Source organism: Mycobacterium sp. (genome assembly GCF_052144515.1).
GTDB lineage: Bacteria > Actinomycetota > Actinomycetes > Mycobacteriales > Mycobacteriaceae > Mycobacterium.
This window is the reverse complement of sequence record NZ_JBKQQD010000534.1, coordinates 1-17,816: the sequence shown is the minus strand read 5'-3', so window position 1 is coordinate 17,816 and position 17,816 is coordinate 1. Positions and strand designations below refer to the sequence as shown.

Here is a 17,816-nt window from a genome sequence, read left to right as displayed (position 1 = left end):
GGGGGCTTTTGCGTCTGCTCGCCCTAGGAGCAGGCTTCACCCATGACGAAACGAGCGGCGGCCGCTGTCATCATGGTCTTGCTGGCGCTGACGGGATGTCGACCGGCGCCACCCGTGGCCAGCTCGCCCCCGTCCCCGTCCCCGTTGTCCGACGCGCCTCCCTACGAGGTGTCGGGAGTCGAGATCCCCGCCGGCCGCATCGAGGATGCCGTGTCCAAGGTCGACGGCCTGGTTGCCGACCTGATGAAAAACAGTGGCATCCCGGGGATGGCGGTGGCAATTGTGCACGGCGGAAAGACGATGTATGCCAAGGGCTTTGGTGTCAAAGACACCAGCAAAGGTGACGCCGCGGACAACAAGGTCGACGCCGACACCGTCTTCCAGTTGGCGTCGATCTCCAAATCGGTCGGTGCGACGGTGGTGGCCCATGAAGTCACCGACAACGTGGTCAGCTGGGACACGCCCGTGGTATCCAGGCTGCCGTGGTTCGCGCTGTCGGATCCCTACGTCAGCAGCAATGTGACCATCGCCGATCTGTACTCGCATCGCTCCGGGCTGCCCGGCAACGCCGGTGACCAGCTGGAGGATCTGGACTATGACCGCCGCCAGACGCTGGAACGGATGCGGCAGCTGCCGCTGGCGCCCTTTCGAATCAGCTACGCCTACACCAACTTCGGGCTGACGGCCGCCGCCGAGGCGGTGTCCGCCGCGGCGAGCAAGTCATGGGAGGACCTGTCCGACGAGGTGCTCTACCGCCCGCTGGGGATGGCGTCGACCAGTTCGCGGTTCGCCGATTTTTTGGCCCGCCCCAATCACGCCGTCAACCACGTCAAGGTCGGGGACAAGTGGGAATCGCGATTCCAGCGGGATCCCGATCCCCAGTCTCCCGCCGCCGGGGTGAGTTCGTCGGTCAACGACATGGCCCGCTGGCTGACGATGTTGCTGGCCAACGGAACGTACAACGGCCAGCGGATCACCTCGCCGGAGGCCCTGCTGCCCGCCCTTACCCCGCAAGCCGTTTCGGTGCCCCCGGCGAACCCGAAGGCGCGGGCCAGTTTCTACGGTCACGGCTTCGCGGTGTCGGTGAACTCGTCAGGGCGCACCACCATCAGCCATTCCGGCGCCTTCGTGATGGGGGAGGCGACCAACTTCGTGGCGATGCCGTCCGAGGATCTCGCCATCATCGCCCTGACCAACGCCGCACCGTTCGGCGTGCCGGAGACACTGACCGCGCAATTCATGGATCTGGTGCAGTACGGCCAGGTTCGTGAGGACTGGGCGGCCCTGTACAAGAAGGCGATCGCCCCTATCACCAACCCGGAGGGCTCACTGGTCGGTAAGCAACCCCCGGACAACCCCGTGCCGCCCAGGCCGCTGGGCGACTACGTCGGCCTGTACGCGAATGACTACTGGGGTCCGGCCGTCGTGACCGAACGTGACGGCACACTGCAGCTGGCCTTGGGGCCGAAAAACCAGACGTTCACCTTGGCGCACTGGGACAGTGACATCTTCACGTTCACGTTGGCGAATGAAAACGCGCCGCCCGGAACGATTTCCAAGGCGACCTTCGCCGGCAACACGCTGAGTTTGGAGTATTACGACGCGAACAAGTTGGGGACGTTCACCCGATGACCGCCTCCGGCCTCAGCGATGCGGAAGTGGCGCAGCGGGTAGCCGAGGGTAGGAGCAACGCCGTTCCGCAGCGCGCCGCGCGCAGCATCGCGGATATTGTCCGGGCCAACGTCTTCACGCGTATCAATGCCATCCTGGGCGTGCTGCTGGCGATCGTGCTGCTGACGGGTTCGGTGATCAACGGGCTGTTCGGCCTGCTCATCATCGCCAACAGCGTCATCGGCATGGTCCAGGAGATCCGGGCCAAGCAGACGCTGGACAAGCTGGCGATCATTGGGCAGGCGAAACCGTTGGTGCGCAGGCAATCCGGTACTGCAACGCTATTGCCGAGCGAGGTGGTGCTAGATGACATCATCGAGCTCGGCCCCGGGGACCAGATCGTCGTCGACGGCGAGATCGTCGAGGAGGACAACCTGGAGGTCGACGAATCGCTGTTGACGGGTGAGGCGGATCCGATCGCCAAGGCTGCTGGCGCTGCGGTGATGTCGGGCAGTTTCGTCGTCGCCGGTGTCGGTGCCTACCGCGCCACCAAGGTTGGCCCGCACGCCTACGCGGCCGCGCTGGCCGAGGAGGCCAGCAAGTTTACGCTGGTGAAATCCGAACTGCGCAATGGCATTAACCGGATCCTGCAGGTCGTCACCTACCTGTTGGTGCCGGCCGGGCTGCTGACGATCTACACCCAGTTGTTCATGACGCACGCGGGGTGGCGGCAGTCGGTGCTGCGGATGGTGGGGGCGCTGGTGCCGATGGTGCCCGAAGGCCTCGTGCTGATGACGTCGATCGCGTTCGCGGTGGGCGTCATCCGCCTCGGTCAACGCCAATGTCTGGTGCAGGAGTTGCCCGCGATCGAGGGGTTGGCCCGCGTCGACGTGGTCTGCGCCGACAAGACCGGCACGTTGACCGAAAGCGGCATGCGGGTCTCGGGCGTAGAGGAACTGGGGGCGGGGCAGGAGTCCGCCGCCGACGTACTGGCCGCGCTGGCCGCCGCCGACGCCCGCCCCAACGCCAGCATGCGGGCGATCGCCGAGACTTATGGACGTCCGCCCGGCTGGATCGCCACCGCCACAGCGCCTTTCAAGTCCGCCACCAAGTGGAGCGGCGTGTCCTACGGCGACCACGGCAACTGGCTGATCGGCGCGCCCGATGTGCTGGTCGATCCCGCATCGGCGGCCGCGGAACGGGCCGAGCGGATCGGGGCGCAGGGGTTGCGGGTACTGCTGTTGGGTTGCGGCGATGTGGCCGTCGATCACCCGGAGGCGCCGGGCCGGGTCACCCCGGTCGCGCTCGTGGTGCTGGAGCAGAAGGTGCGGTCCGACGCCCGTGGAACGATGGATTACTTCGCAGAACAGGGTGTTTCGGTCAAGGTAATCTCCGGCGACAACGCGGTGTCGGTCGGCGCCGTCGCCGGCAAGCTGGGGCTGCACGGCGACGCCATGGACGCCCGTCAGCTCCCCAGCGACCAGGCGCAGCTGGCGGAGGCGCTGGAGACGCACACCACGTTCGGCAGGGTGCGGCCCGATCAAAAACGCGCCATCGTGCATGCGCTGCAATCGCGCGGGCATGCCGTCGCGATGACCGGCGACGGCGTCAACGACGTGCTGGCGCTCAAGGACGCCGACATCGGTGTCGCGATGGGCTCGGGCAGCCCGGCTTCGCGGGCGGTGGCGCAGATCGTGTTGCTGGACAACAGGTTTGCCACGCTGCCGTATGTCGTCGGCGAGGGCCGGCGGGTGATCGGCAACATCGAGCGGGTGGCCAGCCTGTTTTTGACCAAGACGGTATATTCGGCGCTGCTGGCGCTGCTGGTGGGTATCGAGTGCCTGTTTTCCAAAGCGCTACACGCGGATCCGCTGCTGTATCCGTTTCAGCCGATCCACGTGACCATCGCGGCGTGGTTCACGATCGGAATCCCGTCGTTCATCTTGTCGCTGGCACCCAACAACGAACGGGTTCACCCCGGCTTCGTGCGGCGGGTGCTGACGTCGGCGCTGCCGTCCGGACTTGTCGTCGGTGTCGCGACTTTCGCGTCGTACCTGGTGGCCTACAAAGGTCGCCACGCGACGTGGCAGCAACAGGATCAGGCGTCGACGGCGGCGCTGATCACGCTACTGGTGACCGCGGTGTGGGTGCTCGCAGTGGCGGCGCGTCCCTACCAGTGGTGGCGGTTGGCGCTGGTAATCGCCTCGGGGCTGGCGTATGTGGTGATCTTCAGCCTCCCGCTGGCGCAGAAGAAGTTCTTTCTTGACCCGTCGAATCTTGTGGTGACGTCGACCGCGCTGGGTATCGGCGTGCTGGGCGCGGCGGCGATCGAGGCGATGTGGTGGATCCGGGCCAGGATGCTGGGCGTGCATCCGCGGCTGTGGCGAGAGCCGGATCGAGCCCTGACACCGACACGTTAGGCTCGGTAGCCGTGGGGTTCCTGGACAAGTCGAAGGACCTGTTGGCGCAGAACGCCGACAAGGTCGAGACCGCGATTGACAAGGCCGGCGAGTTCGTCGACGAAAAGACGCAGGGCAAATACACCGACACCATCCACAAGGTGCAGGACGAGGCCAAAAAGGCGGCTGGAACGGATGCCGGGGGCGACAAGAAATAGCACATGGCGAAACTGTCCGGATCCATTGACGTACCGCTCCCTCCCGAGGAGGCCTGGAAGCACGCCTCCGACCTATCCCGGTACAAGGATTGGCTGACCATCCACAAGGTGTGGCGCAGCAGGCTGCCCGACGTCCTGGAGAAGGGCACGGTCGTCGAGTCCTATGTCGAGGTCAAGGGCATGCCCAACCGGATCAAATGGACGATCGTGCATTACAAGCCGCCGGAAGCCATGACGCTCAACGGAGACGGTGTCGGCGGCGTCAAGGTGAAGCTGATCGCCAAGGTTGCGCCCAAGGGCGACGACTCCGTTGTCAGCTTCAACGTGCACCTCGGTGGACCGGCGCTGTTCGGGCCGATCGGCATGATCGTCGCCGCTGCGCTGCGCACCGATATCCGCGAATCGCTGCAGAACTTCGTCGCGGTGTTCACCGGGCCCGATCCGGGCATGAACGGGGACCGTGGCGTTCGTCGCTAATCGGCTGGCGGAAACGCTGGAGCATCGTCTCGATGAATTCGTGGCGCTGCTGGGTGAAGATGTCGCCTGGGTGTGGCGGCTGTATCTCGCGGGCGGCAGGCTGGTCTTCGAGGAATGCCGGACGGGCGCGGATCAGGTGTTGGCGGTCAAACCCGCTTAAACCCGGCAACTGCCCGATTAGTTTTCGGTTCGGCGAGAGTCGGTATGGGTGACCCCGCTCCCGGGGTTCACCCGACATCACGAGGAGGTCAACATGCCCATCCGTAACGGCGCGCCGACGGGCGCTCCCTGCTGGATCGATCTGGCGTCATCGGACGTCGACCGTGCCCAGGACTTCTACGGGGCGGTATTCGGCTGGACTTTCGAATCCGCCGGACCCGAGTACGGCGGGTACATCAACGCGGCGAAGGACGGCCATCTCGTCGCCGGCATGATGGCCAACAGCCCGGAATTTCAGGCGCCGGACGGCTGGACCAACTACTTCCACACCGCCGACATCAACGAGACGGCGTCCACGCTGACGGCGGCGGGTGGCGCGATGTGCATGGGACCCATGGAGGTACCCGCCAAGGGTTTCATGGCGATGGCGAGTGACCCGGCGGGAGCGTTCTTCGGTTTGTGGCAGCCACTGGAGCACCTCGGCTTCGAGGTGATTGGCGAGGCCGGTGCCCCGGTGTGGCACGAACTGACCACCCGCGACCATCGCGCCGCTGTCGAGTTCTACCGCGAGGTTTTCGGCTGGCGGACCGAGCAGATTTCCGACACCGACGAATTCCGCTACACCACAGCGTGGTTCGGCGATCAGCAGCTGCTTGGCATAATGGACGGCGCCAAGTTCCTGCCCGATGGCGTGCCGTCGCATTGGGCCGTCTATCTCGGTGCTGAGGATGTCGACAAGACGCTGCAGGTAATCGCGGACAATGGCGGCGCTGTGCTGCGGCCAGCTCAGGACACCCCGTACGGTCGGCTGGCTCAGGCGGCCGACCCGACGGGTGCCGGGTTTAACCTGTCCTCGCTACAGACCTAAGGTCCCACGGCGATCATAAGCGCAGCGGAGCCGGGCGCAGCGGGCCGCCGCGATGAGATACCGGCCACGCTCGGTCGCACAGGCCAAGGTTGAAGTCGGCTAATGTCGCAATCATGATTCGGCGCCTGCACCCCGGTTGGCTGGTGGCGCTTTTCGGCGCGGTCGTGTGGGGCAGCGCCTGGATGCCGTGGCTGACGACGAAGGTCAACGGCGGCGGCTGGGCCAGCGCGATCGGGGGCACCCACGGCAACCTGGTCCTTCCGCGGGGGTTCGGCGCAGGCCAGCTCATCGTGGTGCTGTCCTCGATGTTGCTGGTGGCCGGGGCGCTGCTGGGGCGTGGCCTCTCGGTGATGCTTGCTTCGATTGCCGCACTGGTCATTTCGCTGCTCCTCGCGGCCCTGACGGTGTGGTACTACAAGCTCAACGTCAGCCCGTCGGTGTCGGCCGAATACGGGCTGTACGTCGGCGCGGTCGGGGCGCTATGCGCGGTGGTCTGCTCGGTGTGGACGGTGGCCGCAGCCCTCGCCGGTCGAGCCAGGCGCTGAGGCTCAGGCCGACGGGAACTCGTGGCTGCCTGAGGCGGCGCTGTCGTCGGGCTCGTTGACCCCAAACACGAAGGGCGCAAACACCACTTCGCGCCCATCCGGGTCGCGATAGGTGACGGCTCCCGTCGCCTCCCAGTACGGATGCTGCTCAACGGGTTTCAGCCCCGCCTGCTGCATGCGTGCGATCGCCGCCTGCTGTGCCTGCTGGTCGGGGAAATACAGACACAGGTGTTCGTGGTTGTCCACGGCGACGGCGTCGACCGTCTCGACGATCTCCAGCGTCAGGTTCCAGCTGGGCAGGCCGAAGATCGCGCCATTGCTGCCGTAGCTGGCCGCAAACGTCTCGTACAACGGCAGCCCCACCAGCTCACGGTAAAACCGGACTGTCTCTTCGAAATTCGACGAGCGACGGGCGAAACGAATACCGCCGATCGACGCCAACTGCGCCGGCCAGTGGGTTACCCGTCGGGCCGAGCCGGGCCACATCGTCACAGCCCCACGGCACTGGCCGCGGACTACTCAGTATCCAAGGTATCCCAGCGCCGCAATTCCGCGCCCGCTACCCAGGCCGAATGTGTGCCGCTGGAAACCCGTTCCGGCAGTTGCAGTTTGCACACCGGCCCGTCGGAGACGCGGGCGGCGTCGAAGACCAGGCAGTACGACGCGTCGGCGTTCATGTCGGTGGTTACCGTGACGAGGTAGCCGTCGTCCTCACCGGTACCGCCCGCCCTCGGCGCCATCTGGGTCTCGCTGCCGTAGACACCGTCACCGAACGAATAGCTTTCCTGGCCGCCGCCGAGTAGGTCGTGTTTCACCAGACCGTCGAACAGGAACCAGCCCGGTTTGCCGGTGGCGGCATACGTGTAGCGGTAGCGGCGCGCCGCGTAGTCGGCGTTGATGGTCCCGAACTCGGTGATCGACTCGCACAGTTGCTCCTCTTTCACCGCGCCGGTGACCAGATTGAACCGCCACCGGTGCAGCCGGGTCTGTAGGCGGTCCAGCGCCAGGAAGCGAAAAAGCTTGTCCCACTTGGAGCCACCCGTATCCAGAGGCTGGGGCGAGCCTTCGAAAAATCCGTCGAGCACGATCTCGTCGCCGTCCTCGTAGGCATTGGTGAAGTGCAGCACGAACGTCGGGTCTGCCTCGAACCAGCGGATGTCGTCGGTCGAACCCCGCCGCGGGAGCACCGCGAAGCGCGACGGAATGTCCGGATAGAACTGGGGGAGATGCACGTCGTGCTCGAGCAGCTGCGGATCCCAGAACAACGGGAAATCGTTGAGAATGACGTAATTCTCGGTGAACGCCATGTCGTGCGGCAGCCGCGGCCCGGGCAGCGGGACGTCGACGTAGTGGGCCAGCTCGTTGCTCTCGTCGACGACCCCGTAGCGCATGTAGGGTTCTTGCTTGCTGTAGTTGAAGAACAGCAGTTCGCCGGTCTTGTTGTCCACCTTCGGATGCGCCGACACGCCCCAGTCGAACGGGAAGCCACCGTTCCAGGTCTCCTTGCCGAGCGTGGTGGCCGAGTACGGGTCGATCCGGTACAGGTCGCCGCACTGATAGAAGCTGGTCAACGCGATGCCGCGGTGGACGATGACGTCGGTGCTCGACGCGTCCTTCATCAAAGTCCTAGCGCCCCAGCCCTGTTCGCGTTCGGCCAGTTGCACCGGTTCGGCCAGTCCCGGCCACAGCGGTCCGCCCGCCTCGTTCTCCGCCAGAAAACCGTCGGTGCGGACAAAGCGGTTGCGGTAGAAGGCTGTTCCGTCGCGGAAGCCGACCACGTGCAGCATGCCGTCGCCGTCGAACGGATGATAGTTCTTGAACGCAGGATGCAGCGGGTTCTCGGTGTTGCGTAGGTAGATGCCGTCCAGGTCGCGGGGGATTTCGCCTTCCACCGCGGCAAGGTCGTCGGCGTCGTACTCGGTGGTCTGTGGTCGCCACGGGCCGGTCCGGTAGGGGTGGTCGTCGTCTTCGGGCAGGGTCGATAGGAACTTGCCGACCATTTCAACATCCATTATCAAATACCTTTGCTGACAACGAAACTGACGGTGGTGGCGGTGCTGCCACCGAAATTCAGCGTGCCGAAGGTTCGCGCACCCTCGACCTGGTAATCGCCGGCCGCGCCGTCGACCTGCTTGGCCGCGTCCAGTAGCATCCGCACGCCGGACGCCCCGACCGGGTGTCCGCCGCCGATCAGCCCTCCGCTGGGGTTGATGGGCAACCGGCCCCCGATCTCGATCTCGCCGTTTTCGATAGCCTTCCACGATTCGCCCGGGCCGGTCAGCCCGATGTGGTCGATGGCCAGGTACTCGCTGGGGGTGAAGCAGTCGTGCACCTCGAACCCGTCGACGTCGTCCAGGGTCACCCGCGCGCGGCGCAACGCGTCGAGCACGGCGGCGCGCACATGCGGCAGCAGGTAGGGTTCGTCAGCGGCGCGGTCCAGCTTTTGCCGCAGACCCAGCCCGACGGTGCGATGCCCCCAGCCGTCGATGCGACTGACCGGGCGCGCGTCCCGGTGCTCGCGCAGGTAGGCGTCGTTGACCAGGACCAATCCCGCGCCGCCGTCGGTCATTTGGCTGCAGTCAAACCGCCGCAGCCGGCCTTCGGTGATCGGGTTGGTCGCGTCGTCGTTGGTGATCGGGTCGGGGACGGTCCAGCCGCGGGTCTGAGCGTTGGGGTTGCGCCGCGCGTTGGCGAAGTTGAGCTGTGCGATCGCGCGCAGATGTGCGTCGTCCAAACCGTAGCGCCGGTCGTATTCGTCGGCGACCTGCGCGAACATCGACGGCCACAGATAGCGCGCCTCGGCGCCCTCGTGCCCGGTCCAGGCGGCGGCGCCCAGATGCTGGGCGGCGGTGTCACCGGGCACCGTCTTCTCCAACTCGACCCCGACGACGAGTGCACTGTCGTAGGCGCCGGAGCGCAGGTCCGCCATCGCCGCCAGCGTCGCCATGCTGCCCGACGCGCACGCGGCTTCGTGCCGCGAAGCGGGCGTGTCCCAAAGCTCGTCGCACACCGTGGCCGGCATCGCCCCGAGGTGGCCCTGCCGGGCGAACAGCTCACCGAAGGCATTAGCGACGTGGATAACCCCGATATCGTCGGCGTCCACCTTCGCCGAGGCCAGGGTGGCCTCGACGACCTCCGCGGTCAGGGCCGCGAAGTCCCGGTTCTCTTTGCTGAGATTGCGAGCGAAATCGCTCTGGTAACCCCCGAGAATCCACACACCTGCCGAGCTGTCCATAAGGCGCACGGTACTCCGGATCGACGTTGCGGACTCCCCGATATGGGCGGTCCCGTCGGCTCTCGGGCTGAACCGACGGGACCTGGGCGAGCGCGACAGCCGGCTGCCGCACGAGCCTCTACGGACGCATTGCCATCATCGGCGATTGACAAACATCTTCGGCCAACGGCGAAAAGCGCCCGCCCTTTATTCGGCGGGGGCGCTGCCGACGAGTCCAGGGGTAACCGTCAGGCGCTGGGCATCGGCCAGGTCGACGGCCACGAGATCCACCCCCTTGGTTTCGCGGGAGGCCAGGACGGCCACCATGGTCACCGCGGTGCTGGCCCCCAGATACCACCCGATGGGCACCGCGGATTTGTACGTCTCGAGCAGGCGGACGGCAATGATCGGCGCCAGCGAACCAGCGAAGATAGCGGTGACCTGATAGCCCAGCGACACGCCCGAATAACGCATTCGGGTGGGAAACATCTCCGCCATGGCCGCCGGCTGGGGCGCATACATGCAGCCGTGGAAGACCAGACCGATGATGACCGCCGACATGATGATCGCGTTGTGGCCGCTGTCCATCATCGGGAAGGCGAAGAATCCCCACGCGCAGCCGCCGAGGGCGCCGACCAAATAGATTGGGCGCCTTCCGAATCGGTCACTGAGATGTCCGGCCACTGGGATGACCACGAAGTGCACGGCATGGGCAACCAGCAGCCACTGCAGGATGGACTTGGTGTTCGCGTGGACGTGCACTTTGAGATAGGTAATCGAGAAGGTGACCACCAGGTAGTACATGGTGTTTTCGCCGAGACGCAGGCCCATGGCGGTGAAAACGCCGCGCGGGTAGCGCTTGAATACCTCGACCACACCGAGCGATCTGGCCTTGGCCTGTCGGGTTTGTTGCTGTGCTTCGACGAAGATCGGTGCGTCGGTGACCTTGGTGCGGATGTAGTAGCCGATCAGGACGACGATCGCCGACAACCAGAAGGCGACTCGCCAGCCCCAGCTGAGAAATGCCGCGTCTGAGAGCGTCGCCGTCAGAATCAGCAGCACCACCGTGGCCAGCATGTTCCCGCCGGGCACGCCGGCCTGCGGCCAACTTGCCCAGAAGCCGCGGCTCCGGTTGGGGCTGTGTTCGGCGACGAGCAGAACGGCACCGCCCCACTCGCCGCCCACGGCGAAGCCCTGGATGAAGCGCAGCACCACCAGCAGGGCCGGGGCCCAGTACCCGATCTGCGCGAATGTCGGCAGGCAGCCCATGAGGAAGGTAGCGGCGCCCACCAGCAGCAGGCTGAACTGCAGCAGCCTCTTACGTCCGTACCGATCCCCGAGTTGGCCGAAGACGATCCCGCCGATTGGGCGGGCAGCGAAGCCGACGGCGTAGGTCACGAAGGCGGCGAGGATGGCGTCGAGATCGTTGCCGCCTTTCGCGAAGAACACCTTGCTGAATACCAGCGTGGCCGCGGTGCCGTAGAGGAAGAACTCGTACCATTCGACGACAGTGCCGGCCATGGACGCAGCGACGACTCTGCGAAGGTACCTCTGCCCGCCGTCGAACCGCTTGGGCCGCAACTCATTACGCACTGTTCTCCTTGGCAAAACGCCCACCCGGGCTCTGACTGGCGCGGATGGCAGCGTACCTGGCTGAGCGGCTTGGCGCAGGGCGTTTGCGGGGTGCGGGTGCGGTTCGACGACGGGTGCCGGTCGGTATGCCGATGTGCGGCACGCAGTTTGTCGCTCATGAGGCGTCCGTATAGCGGGTCAGATTAATCCGATATACGGATCTAATGCAAGAGACCGGGAGGTATGACTCAAAACGAAAAGCCGCCCCGACATCGGCCGGGGCGGCTTTCGCTCGCGGACTACGTATCAGCCCTCAGGGGGTTGGGGCCGGGCACGGCGTGGGCAAGAAGAGGGACCAGCGCACCTTCCGCGGAGGGGGTGGAGGAGGGGCCGGAGCGTCTGCGAGGACTGGACCGAGAGTTTGCGGCGCAAGATCCGGCTGGGCCTGCGGCGTACCCGGCCCAGCCCAACCCGATCACCGCGACGCCCGACAACAGCGCCCCGGCGATGACCCGCTTCAGGAGATGGGTGGTGTTCATGTCGTGGTTCCTGTTGGAGAGTTAGTACCTGCCGGGGGTCGGCTGCGCAGCCGACGATGCTCAGGTTGCCGCACACCGCTTGCGGGGTCTTCGCGCAGTTCATGCGAAGTTCATGCGCTCGCTCGATAGGGTCGCGAGGCATTCGCGCGGCTTCTTATCGTTCGAAAAGGAGTTTTATCGTAAGTTGTTGGGGCCCAGCACATGACGCGCAGGTTAACCGCGCCGTTCCGGAGCTTTACTTCATAATGAACGACGCACTCGACGTTAAAGCCATGAGCGTCAACGAGTTTCGGAAGTTAATTTGATGGTCATGAAATCGCGCGCGTCTCTCGGGCTCCGAGATGGTCACGGCAAATATCGTGTGATCGTGCGTGGTGACGGCAACGGATGGGTGGTCTAGGCCACCGGCAGTCGCTATTGGGGCCGGTATGGGGCAGCGGGTCTGCTGCTGCGTGCCCCGGCGCCGGACGGCGTACCGGCCGTGTTGCTGCAACGGCGAGCGTTGTGGAGCCACCAGGGCGGCACCTGGGGGCTGCCCGGCGGCGCCCGCGACAGCCACGAGACCGCCGAGCGCGCCGCGCTGCGCGAAGCACACGAAGAGACCGGCGTCCGCGCCGATCAGATCGACCTACTTGCCTCGGTTGTCACCGCCGCGCCGGTCGGCACCGACTGGACCTACACCACAGTCATCGCCGACGCCGCCGAGCTGCTGCCGGTCGTGGCGTGCGTCGAAAGCGCCGAGCTCGGCTGGGTCGCGGAGCCCGACGTGGCGGACCTGCGGTTGCATCCCGGATTGGCCGCGAGCTGGCAAGCGCTTCGCGGGATGCTGGCGCTAACAGTTACGAGTTAGGTTTCGTTCTTAGCTGATCACCGGCACCGTATCGTCGCCAAGGTTGACGACGTAGACGTTGCCGGCTGCGGCGCCGGTGGGGCTGACCGCAACCCCGACCCGCGAGTTGCCGACGGGGATGGTGGCGGTGACCGTGTTGGTGGCGGGGTTTGATCACCGACACCCGTGTCGTTGGGGACGTAGACCCGCCGGCCTGGGGGCCGGTAGGGCTGACCGCCACCCCGTACGGCACCCTGCCGACGGGGATGGTGACGGTGTTGGTGGCGGGCTCGATTACGGCCTTGGCCGCCTCGGACGCGGGCAGAAGCCTCTGACGGCCCATGGGTGCAAGGCGCGCTTGTACCCCTGCAAGGACACGACCGCTACTGCGACGCCATCGCTGGATGAACGATCAATGCCATGAACACTTCAGCAAACACCAACCAGATCCACGACACCACGACAAGCACCGTGCGCGGCGAGGGAATCGGCTTCCTGCGCCGCAGCATGGTCGGCGCTCTGCTAGCCGCGGCGATCACCGCGACCGGCGTCGGTCTCGCTGCGACGAGCCTTGCCGATGACGGCGCACCGGCCCCGAACTTTGCCGGCCCCGCACGCGCGGACGCCAACTGCAAGACCGAACCGTGGGGCTTCCTCGGTTCCCAGCGCCGCACCCTGTGCGACGGCCCGATAGCCGGCGACGGCAGCTGGAGCCGAGAACGGACCATCTGGGTTCCCGCGCATTATTCGATGCCGCTCTGCACCTCCAGCGGCGGCGGCTCGTACTCGTCTTACACCAGCTGTTCGGGCGGATACTTCGTCAATCAGCGTCTGATCAGCAACGAGACCTACCCGGTGCGGCCCGACACCGTGCTGCCCGATGAACCAGGGCATCTGGGCTAATGGCTTTCACCTGCAAAAAAATAGGAGAGATTGAGATGGCTAACTCGTCAGCGCCGTCGGCATTCAACACCCGGTATTGGTGTGCGACAAGCGGCGTCCCGATTGGATCGAGGTTTTCAACTCTATTGCCGGAGCGGATTCGCCCCCGTTGGTACGGTGCGAATGAGCTAGGGAGGGAATCATGAGCCGCAACACCTACGCTTTGGTCGCCGCAGCGATGGCGATCGGTCTAGCTGCGTCGGGTTGCAGCGGTTCTACTAACTCGGCCACTAAGACATCGTCGCCGGCCTCGGCAACGCAACTGCAATCGCTAATACCCACACCGGCGAACACTCAGCGCACCGACGGCCCCGACACGATTCCAGACAGCGGCATCCATCTGCACTTCCTGGTCAACGGATCGTCGACCGACGTGATGGACGCGTACAAAACCGCGCTCCAAGGTAAGGGCTGGGCGGTGACCGTCGTGAGTTCGGGCGGCTGGCAAGGAGCCGGCGGCGCCACCTACACCGCGACCCAGGGCGACACCTACGGCGTGTTTAGCGGCGGAGGCTCCGGGAGCGCTACCGACGTCAGTGCCTGCGCATGGCCGTCAAAGCCCTCGAACCCCAACTGTGGTGGCGGCAACAAACAATAACGGCGGCAGCCAAACTGGTGCCCCGGGCTCATACCGGGGCAACCAGGCGTGCAGCGTCTGGCGAGACCACCAACCCCGCGGCGTCAAATGCGGAAACAGCCCCGAAAACAGGCAATAGGTGTAAACCATGTCACCGGGACACCTGTCAACGATGTCCCGAGAGACGACAAAAAGTGCCTCACATACGACATCGCGGGCCTCCTATGCGGTCATCATTGACCATCGGATACGGCCGCCCCGCCATCGACCATTGGAGATATGGGAGATAGCTAGAATATGAAGATGGTTATAAACATCATGACTCGCCCAGCATTTCCAGGGGTTTCGCTACACTAGCGCTCCCCGTTTCGGTGAGGTGGTTGTGGTATTGAGCTGGGTTTAAGGTATGGCGGGCGTGGTTGTAGTGCCCGCGATGGATCGGTTGGTCAGGTCACCAGTATTGCGGGCAGTAGGTTGCTACGGCCGCATCGATCGTGGCGTTCACGTTATTCACATTGTCAGGGTTTTTCCCCGCGTAGTGCGCCTTGATGCCATCCCGGCTTTGCCCCGATGCCGCCATGCCGCAGATGTCATGCGCTGCTTTGATCGCGCCCGCCTCCCACTGGCTTTCGGAAATCCCTGGTGTGGGCGACAGACCATGCGACTTGAGGTTGTTTATATAGTCTGAGTCAGCGTCAGCGTGCGCTATACCAGCACCTGACAGCAGCGCACCGAGTGTGATTGCCGTTGCCGCAATTGTTTTCACGGTTGGTTATCTCCTATCGTCTGCTCTAGCTGGGTCAGCATGTTTAACGTGTCCGGATAGCCCCTGCCACTGCGTTAGCAGCAATAGCTGGGCCATGAGTCACGCGCCGCCACGGTGATGTTGAGAGTCACAATCTAAAATTATCTGGTCCCAGTCGGTGCGAGCCGGGGTAGCAACTCAGCGGACAGTGTGAACCGGCTTGACCTGCGATAGCAAAATGCACCGGAGAATGCACGGCGTTGCTGGGTCTCCGCAAAATAGCTTTGACCTGCAATAACACCTGTGCCCGAACTGGTGCCCCCGGCAGGATTCGAACCTGCGACACCGGCTTTAGGAGAGCCGTGCTCTATCCCCTGAGCTACGAGGGCGGACGGGATGAGCTTACCGGTAGACTGCTGCCAGCCACCCGATCAGCGCAGCTCCGCGATGACCTTCGAGAAGTTCTCGATGTGGTTGTCCTGCACGGTAAAGCAGGTCAGTCCGTACTTTTCGCGGTAGCCGGCCAGGGTGTCGGCCATCTCGCGGGGTGACCCGGTGAGCACCGAGCGCTGGGCCATTATTTCGTCGTCGGACAAATCCGGGGCGTACCTGCGCGTCAACGCCAAGTCGGGTGCGCTCTCGCCGACGGCCGGCATCGCCGTGATCGCCAAATTCAGCTCGAGTGCATCAAAGCGCTCACCCGCGGCGTTGCGGACGAACTCGACACGTTCAGCCATCGGGTCCTCGACGTCCTTCACGCGGGAACCGGTCAGTCCGATCAGGTCGGCGTACCGGGCCGCGATCGTCAGCACCCGGTCGCCGTTGCCGGCGATGAGGATCGGAGCCTTCGGGTGGTGCTCCTTGAGGTACTTCGTCATGTGTTCGAGGTAGTCGACCCGCGCTCCGGCGCTGGGATATGGCAACTCGGCGGCCTCGAACTCCTCCCGGACATAGCCGGTGCCCAGACCGATTTCCAGACGGCCGTCGCTGAGCACCTCCAACGCTTGGAGATCTCTGCTCAGCAACGCCGGTTTGTAGAACGCGGAGTTGAGCACATACATGCTCAGCTTGAGCTTCGTGGTGGCCAGCGCGACGGCCGTCAGCGTCGGGATCGGCGCCGCGGCGCCGAGATGGTCGGGCACGCAGACGATGTCGAATCCGGCATCTTCGGCGCGCTTCGCCAACTCTTGCAATCTAGAGCGCGATTTGAAGAAGCGAACGCTCATCCCGAAGCGAAAATCCTTGGCCACCAACAACCTCCGTTTAAACGATCTGACAACACTTACCAAGAACGGGCTGCGGCTACCAAGCTGTGCACCAGGGCCACAGTGACCGGCGACCAGCCGTCGCGGCCGGGCAGCGGGCTGCGCGGGCTGAGACCCCGGACGCGGACCGACAGTTCCAGCTGCGTCCCGCCGTCGCGTACCCGGTTGACCGGGTTGTCCGGATGCAGGCCCCGCAGCTCGGGTGGAATGGCATCGAGGTCGGTGACGATCTGATACCCGGGCAGCTTGATGTGCCGCGCCAGATGCGCGGCCAGTGAACGGTTACGGCCGCCGGCCAGCAGCTGTGTGCTGCGCCCGATGCGGCCGTAGCCGTGCAGCGAGACGGCGACGTCGACGTGGTCGAGAAACGCGGCCAGCCGCGGCGACTCACTCGGGTCGAAACGGGCCGACGGCAGGTGATGCGGATACCGGTCGGGATGCCGCAGCAGGTACACCGACGCCTCGGCGTCCTCGGCGGCGCGTTCGGCGATGCGGTCGGTCATCTGTTCCAGGCCGCCGCCGTGAATGGCAAGGAAGCCGAATCGCGACCGCAGCCGGCTGACCTCGACCACGCCGGGTTCGCTCAACAACGCTGAAAGCGATTGCGGGGCAGGCCCGGACGACGCCAACGCCGGGCGCGGCCAATGCGCGGGATCCCAGCGGCGCAGGAAGTCGATCCAGCGTTGCGGCAAGCCGTGGTGGACGGCGCCGTCGATGATGCGTTGCAGATAGCCCGGCCGCGGCGGGCCCGGCGTCACCCGGTGGTCGATGTAGACCCAGGCATCCGACGGCCCGTCGTTGCTGTGCACGGTCAGACGGTCACGCCGATAGCGCACCGGCACGCCCTCGGCGCTGTCCAAGGTGGTCAGGTCGCGATCGGAAAGTTGCCAGAGCACGCCGTGCACGTCATTGCCGGCAAGCGGCTCGACGGTGGCTACGCCGCGCTCGTTGATGAGCCAGTCGTGATCGCTCAGCACCGCCGGCCGCGGATCGCCGGCATCAGGACAGCGCCGCGCCATCTGTCGCACGCACAGGTTCGACCCGTATGCGAAGTAGGCATGGTGACGCGCCAGCATTCAGCCGGTCACCGTCAAACGAGTCAGCACCCGGCCAGCCTAAGCGTTGCCCTCGGACAAGCGGTGCCTATGTGCGCGAACTCATTTGCAGACGCCCTGCACCAGGTGGTGCGGAGGCAAGCACAGTGATGGCGGCGGAGGCAACGTCGGCAGTTTCGGCGGTGGGGGCAGATGCGGTGGCGACTGCGGCGGCGATGGTGGTTGAAGCGGCAGGGGTGGGTGAATCGGCGGCAGCCACACCGGCGGCGGAGGGCTATTCACGATGACGACCGGTCCGGGAGGCGGGGCAGCAGGCGGGGGGCCGGGATCCGCCGGGGGCGGACCGTTGTCAGGAGGCGGGGTGACCACGGGAGCGGGCGCCGGGATATTGACGGGCGGTGTGACCGCTGGGGCCGGCGCTGGGATGTCGGCGGGCAGTGCGACCACCGACGCGGGGGCCGCGCCGTTGTTGGGCGGGGTCGGTGCCGGAGCCGGGGCCGCGGCTGGAGCCGCGACCGGTGCGGCGGTGACGCCCGAGGCCACGCTCACGGGGCGCGGTTGGTTCGAGTTGCCGAAGAGGGTCATGCCCAGCGCGGCGCTCAAGCCGACGGCGGCGATCAGGCTTCCGGCCAGCACCCCCTTGCTGTTGAACCTCGGTTTGCGCCGAGGTAGTCGGCGGCTTGACTCATGGAAACTGCCCGCGAAACGCCTTCGGTGCCTCACGTAAGAATGCCCGCGAAATGGTGACTGTCGTGAGGCATGGGAAGTGGGTTGTCGATGACGTCTCGCGCGGAGATCACC

The 17,816-nt window shown here is 65.3% G+C and carries 18 protein-coding genes, 1 tRNA gene and 1 pseudogene; 11 read left to right on the top strand and 9 right to left on the bottom strand.

Features of this window, described 5'->3' with window-relative positions; genetic code table 11:
• Positions 1-42 precede the first annotated feature (42 nt).
• The 7 genes from ACLP9N_RS36340 (at position 43) to ACLP9N_RS36310 (ending at position 6,277) form a co-directional block, all read left to right on the top strand.
• A complete protein-coding gene (locus ACLP9N_RS36340) occupies positions 43-1,632 on the top strand; it encodes a serine hydrolase (RefSeq protein ID WP_442411930.1) in 1,590 nt (529 codons plus the stop codon).
• Positions 1,629-4,031, top strand: coding sequence for an HAD-IC family P-type ATPase (locus tag ACLP9N_RS36335; RefSeq protein WP_442411929.1), 2,403 nt, complete (start codon positions 1,629-1,631; stop codon positions 4,029-4,031). The genes ACLP9N_RS36340 and ACLP9N_RS36335 overlap by 4 nt, the downstream gene beginning before the upstream one ends.
• 11 nt (positions 4,032-4,042) lie before the next feature.
• Positions 4,043-4,228 (top strand): antitoxin, encoded by a 186-nt coding sequence (locus ACLP9N_RS36330; protein ID WP_442411928.1) that lies wholly within the window; start codon positions 4,043-4,045, stop codon positions 4,226-4,228.
• Positions 4,229-4,231: 3 nt separating this feature from the next.
• Positions 4,232-4,705, top strand: a complete 474-nt coding sequence (locus tag ACLP9N_RS36325; RefSeq protein WP_442411927.1) for a type II toxin-antitoxin system Rv0910 family toxin — start codon at positions 4,232-4,234, stop codon at positions 4,703-4,705.
• A complete protein-coding gene (locus ACLP9N_RS36320) occupies positions 4,689-4,865 on the top strand; it encodes a hypothetical protein (protein ID WP_442411926.1) in 177 nt (58 codons plus the stop codon). The genes ACLP9N_RS36325 and ACLP9N_RS36320 overlap by 17 nt, the downstream gene beginning before the upstream one ends.
• Positions 4,866-4,958: 93 nt before the next feature.
• A complete protein-coding gene (locus ACLP9N_RS36315) occupies positions 4,959-5,732 on the top strand; it encodes a VOC family protein (protein ID WP_442411925.1) in 774 nt (257 codons plus the stop codon).
• A gap of 113 nt (positions 5,733-5,845) precedes the next feature.
• The gene (locus tag ACLP9N_RS36310) at positions 5,846-6,277 is read left to right on the top strand and encodes a hypothetical protein (RefSeq protein ID WP_442411924.1); all 432 of its coding nucleotides are present in this window, start codon (positions 5,846-5,848) and stop codon (positions 6,275-6,277) included.
• Between the two features lie 3 nt (positions 6,278-6,280).
• Here ACLP9N_RS36310 and ACLP9N_RS36305 read toward each other — a convergent pair whose 3' ends face one another.
• From ACLP9N_RS36305 to ACLP9N_RS36290, 4 genes are all read right to left on the bottom strand, one after another.
• Positions 6,281-6,763, bottom strand: coding sequence for a VOC family protein (locus tag ACLP9N_RS36305; RefSeq protein WP_442411923.1), 483 nt, complete (start codon positions 6,761-6,763; stop codon positions 6,281-6,283).
• Positions 6,764-6,792: 29 nt separating this feature from the next.
• Positions 6,793-8,289, bottom strand: coding sequence for a carotenoid oxygenase family protein (locus ACLP9N_RS36300; RefSeq protein ID WP_442411922.1), 1,497 nt, complete (start codon positions 8,287-8,289; stop codon positions 6,793-6,795).
• A 2-nt stretch (positions 8,290-8,291) separates the two neighbouring features.
• The gene (locus ACLP9N_RS36295; RefSeq protein WP_442411921.1) at positions 8,292-9,512 is read right to left on the bottom strand and encodes an acetyl-CoA acetyltransferase; all 1,221 of its coding nucleotides are present in this window, start codon (positions 9,510-9,512) and stop codon (positions 8,292-8,294) included.
• Positions 9,513-9,698: 186 nt separating this feature from the next.
• Positions 9,699-11,084 (bottom strand): MFS transporter, encoded by a 1,386-nt coding sequence (locus ACLP9N_RS36290; RefSeq protein WP_442411920.1) that lies wholly within the window; start codon positions 11,082-11,084, stop codon positions 9,699-9,701.
• A gap of 885 nt (positions 11,085-11,969) precedes the next feature.
• Between ACLP9N_RS36290 and ACLP9N_RS36285 the strand changes: the two are divergent.
• From ACLP9N_RS36285 to ACLP9N_RS36270, 4 genes and pseudogenes are all read left to right on the top strand, one after another.
• Positions 11,970-12,422: pseudogene (locus tag ACLP9N_RS36285) on the top strand (NUDIX hydrolase); the annotation flags it as partial.
• A 179-nt stretch (positions 12,423-12,601) separates the two neighbouring features.
• A complete protein-coding gene (locus tag ACLP9N_RS36280; RefSeq protein ID WP_442411919.1) occupies positions 12,602-12,766 on the top strand; it encodes a hypothetical protein in 165 nt (54 codons plus the stop codon).
• Positions 12,767-12,851: 85 nt separating this feature from the next.
• Positions 12,852-13,334 (top strand): CDGP domain-containing protein, encoded by a 483-nt coding sequence (locus ACLP9N_RS36275; RefSeq protein ID WP_442411918.1) that lies wholly within the window; start codon positions 12,852-12,854, stop codon positions 13,332-13,334.
• Between the two features lie 181 nt (positions 13,335-13,515).
• Positions 13,516-13,971, top strand: a complete 456-nt coding sequence (locus tag ACLP9N_RS36270; RefSeq protein WP_442411917.1) for a hypothetical protein — start codon at positions 13,516-13,518, stop codon at positions 13,969-13,971.
• Positions 13,972-14,401: 430 nt separating this feature from the next.
• Here the strand turns inward: ACLP9N_RS36270 and ACLP9N_RS36265 are convergent, their stop codons facing one another.
• From ACLP9N_RS36265 to ACLP9N_RS36245, 5 genes are all read right to left on the bottom strand, one after another.
• Entirely contained in the window at positions 14,402-14,716 is a 315-nt protein-coding gene (locus ACLP9N_RS36265) for a DUF732 domain-containing protein (RefSeq protein WP_442411916.1), read from the bottom strand.
• 292 nt (positions 14,717-15,008) lie between these two features.
• A tRNA-Arg gene (locus ACLP9N_RS36260) sits at positions 15,009-15,084 on the bottom strand.
• 42 nt (positions 15,085-15,126) lie between these two features.
• Positions 15,127-15,951 (bottom strand): LLM class F420-dependent oxidoreductase, encoded by an 825-nt coding sequence (locus ACLP9N_RS36255; protein ID WP_442411915.1) that lies wholly within the window; start codon positions 15,949-15,951, stop codon positions 15,127-15,129.
• Positions 15,952-15,977: 26 nt separating this feature from the next.
• Positions 15,978-17,036, bottom strand: coding sequence for a poly-gamma-glutamate hydrolase family protein (locus ACLP9N_RS36250; RefSeq protein ID WP_442411914.1), 1,059 nt, complete (start codon positions 17,034-17,036; stop codon positions 15,978-15,980).
• 81 nt (positions 17,037-17,117) lie between these two features.
• On the bottom strand, positions 17,118-17,651 hold the full coding sequence (locus tag ACLP9N_RS36245) for a hypothetical protein (protein WP_442411913.1): 534 nt from the start codon (positions 17,649-17,651) through the stop codon (positions 17,118-17,120).
• Positions 17,652-17,816: the final 165 nt, after the last annotated feature.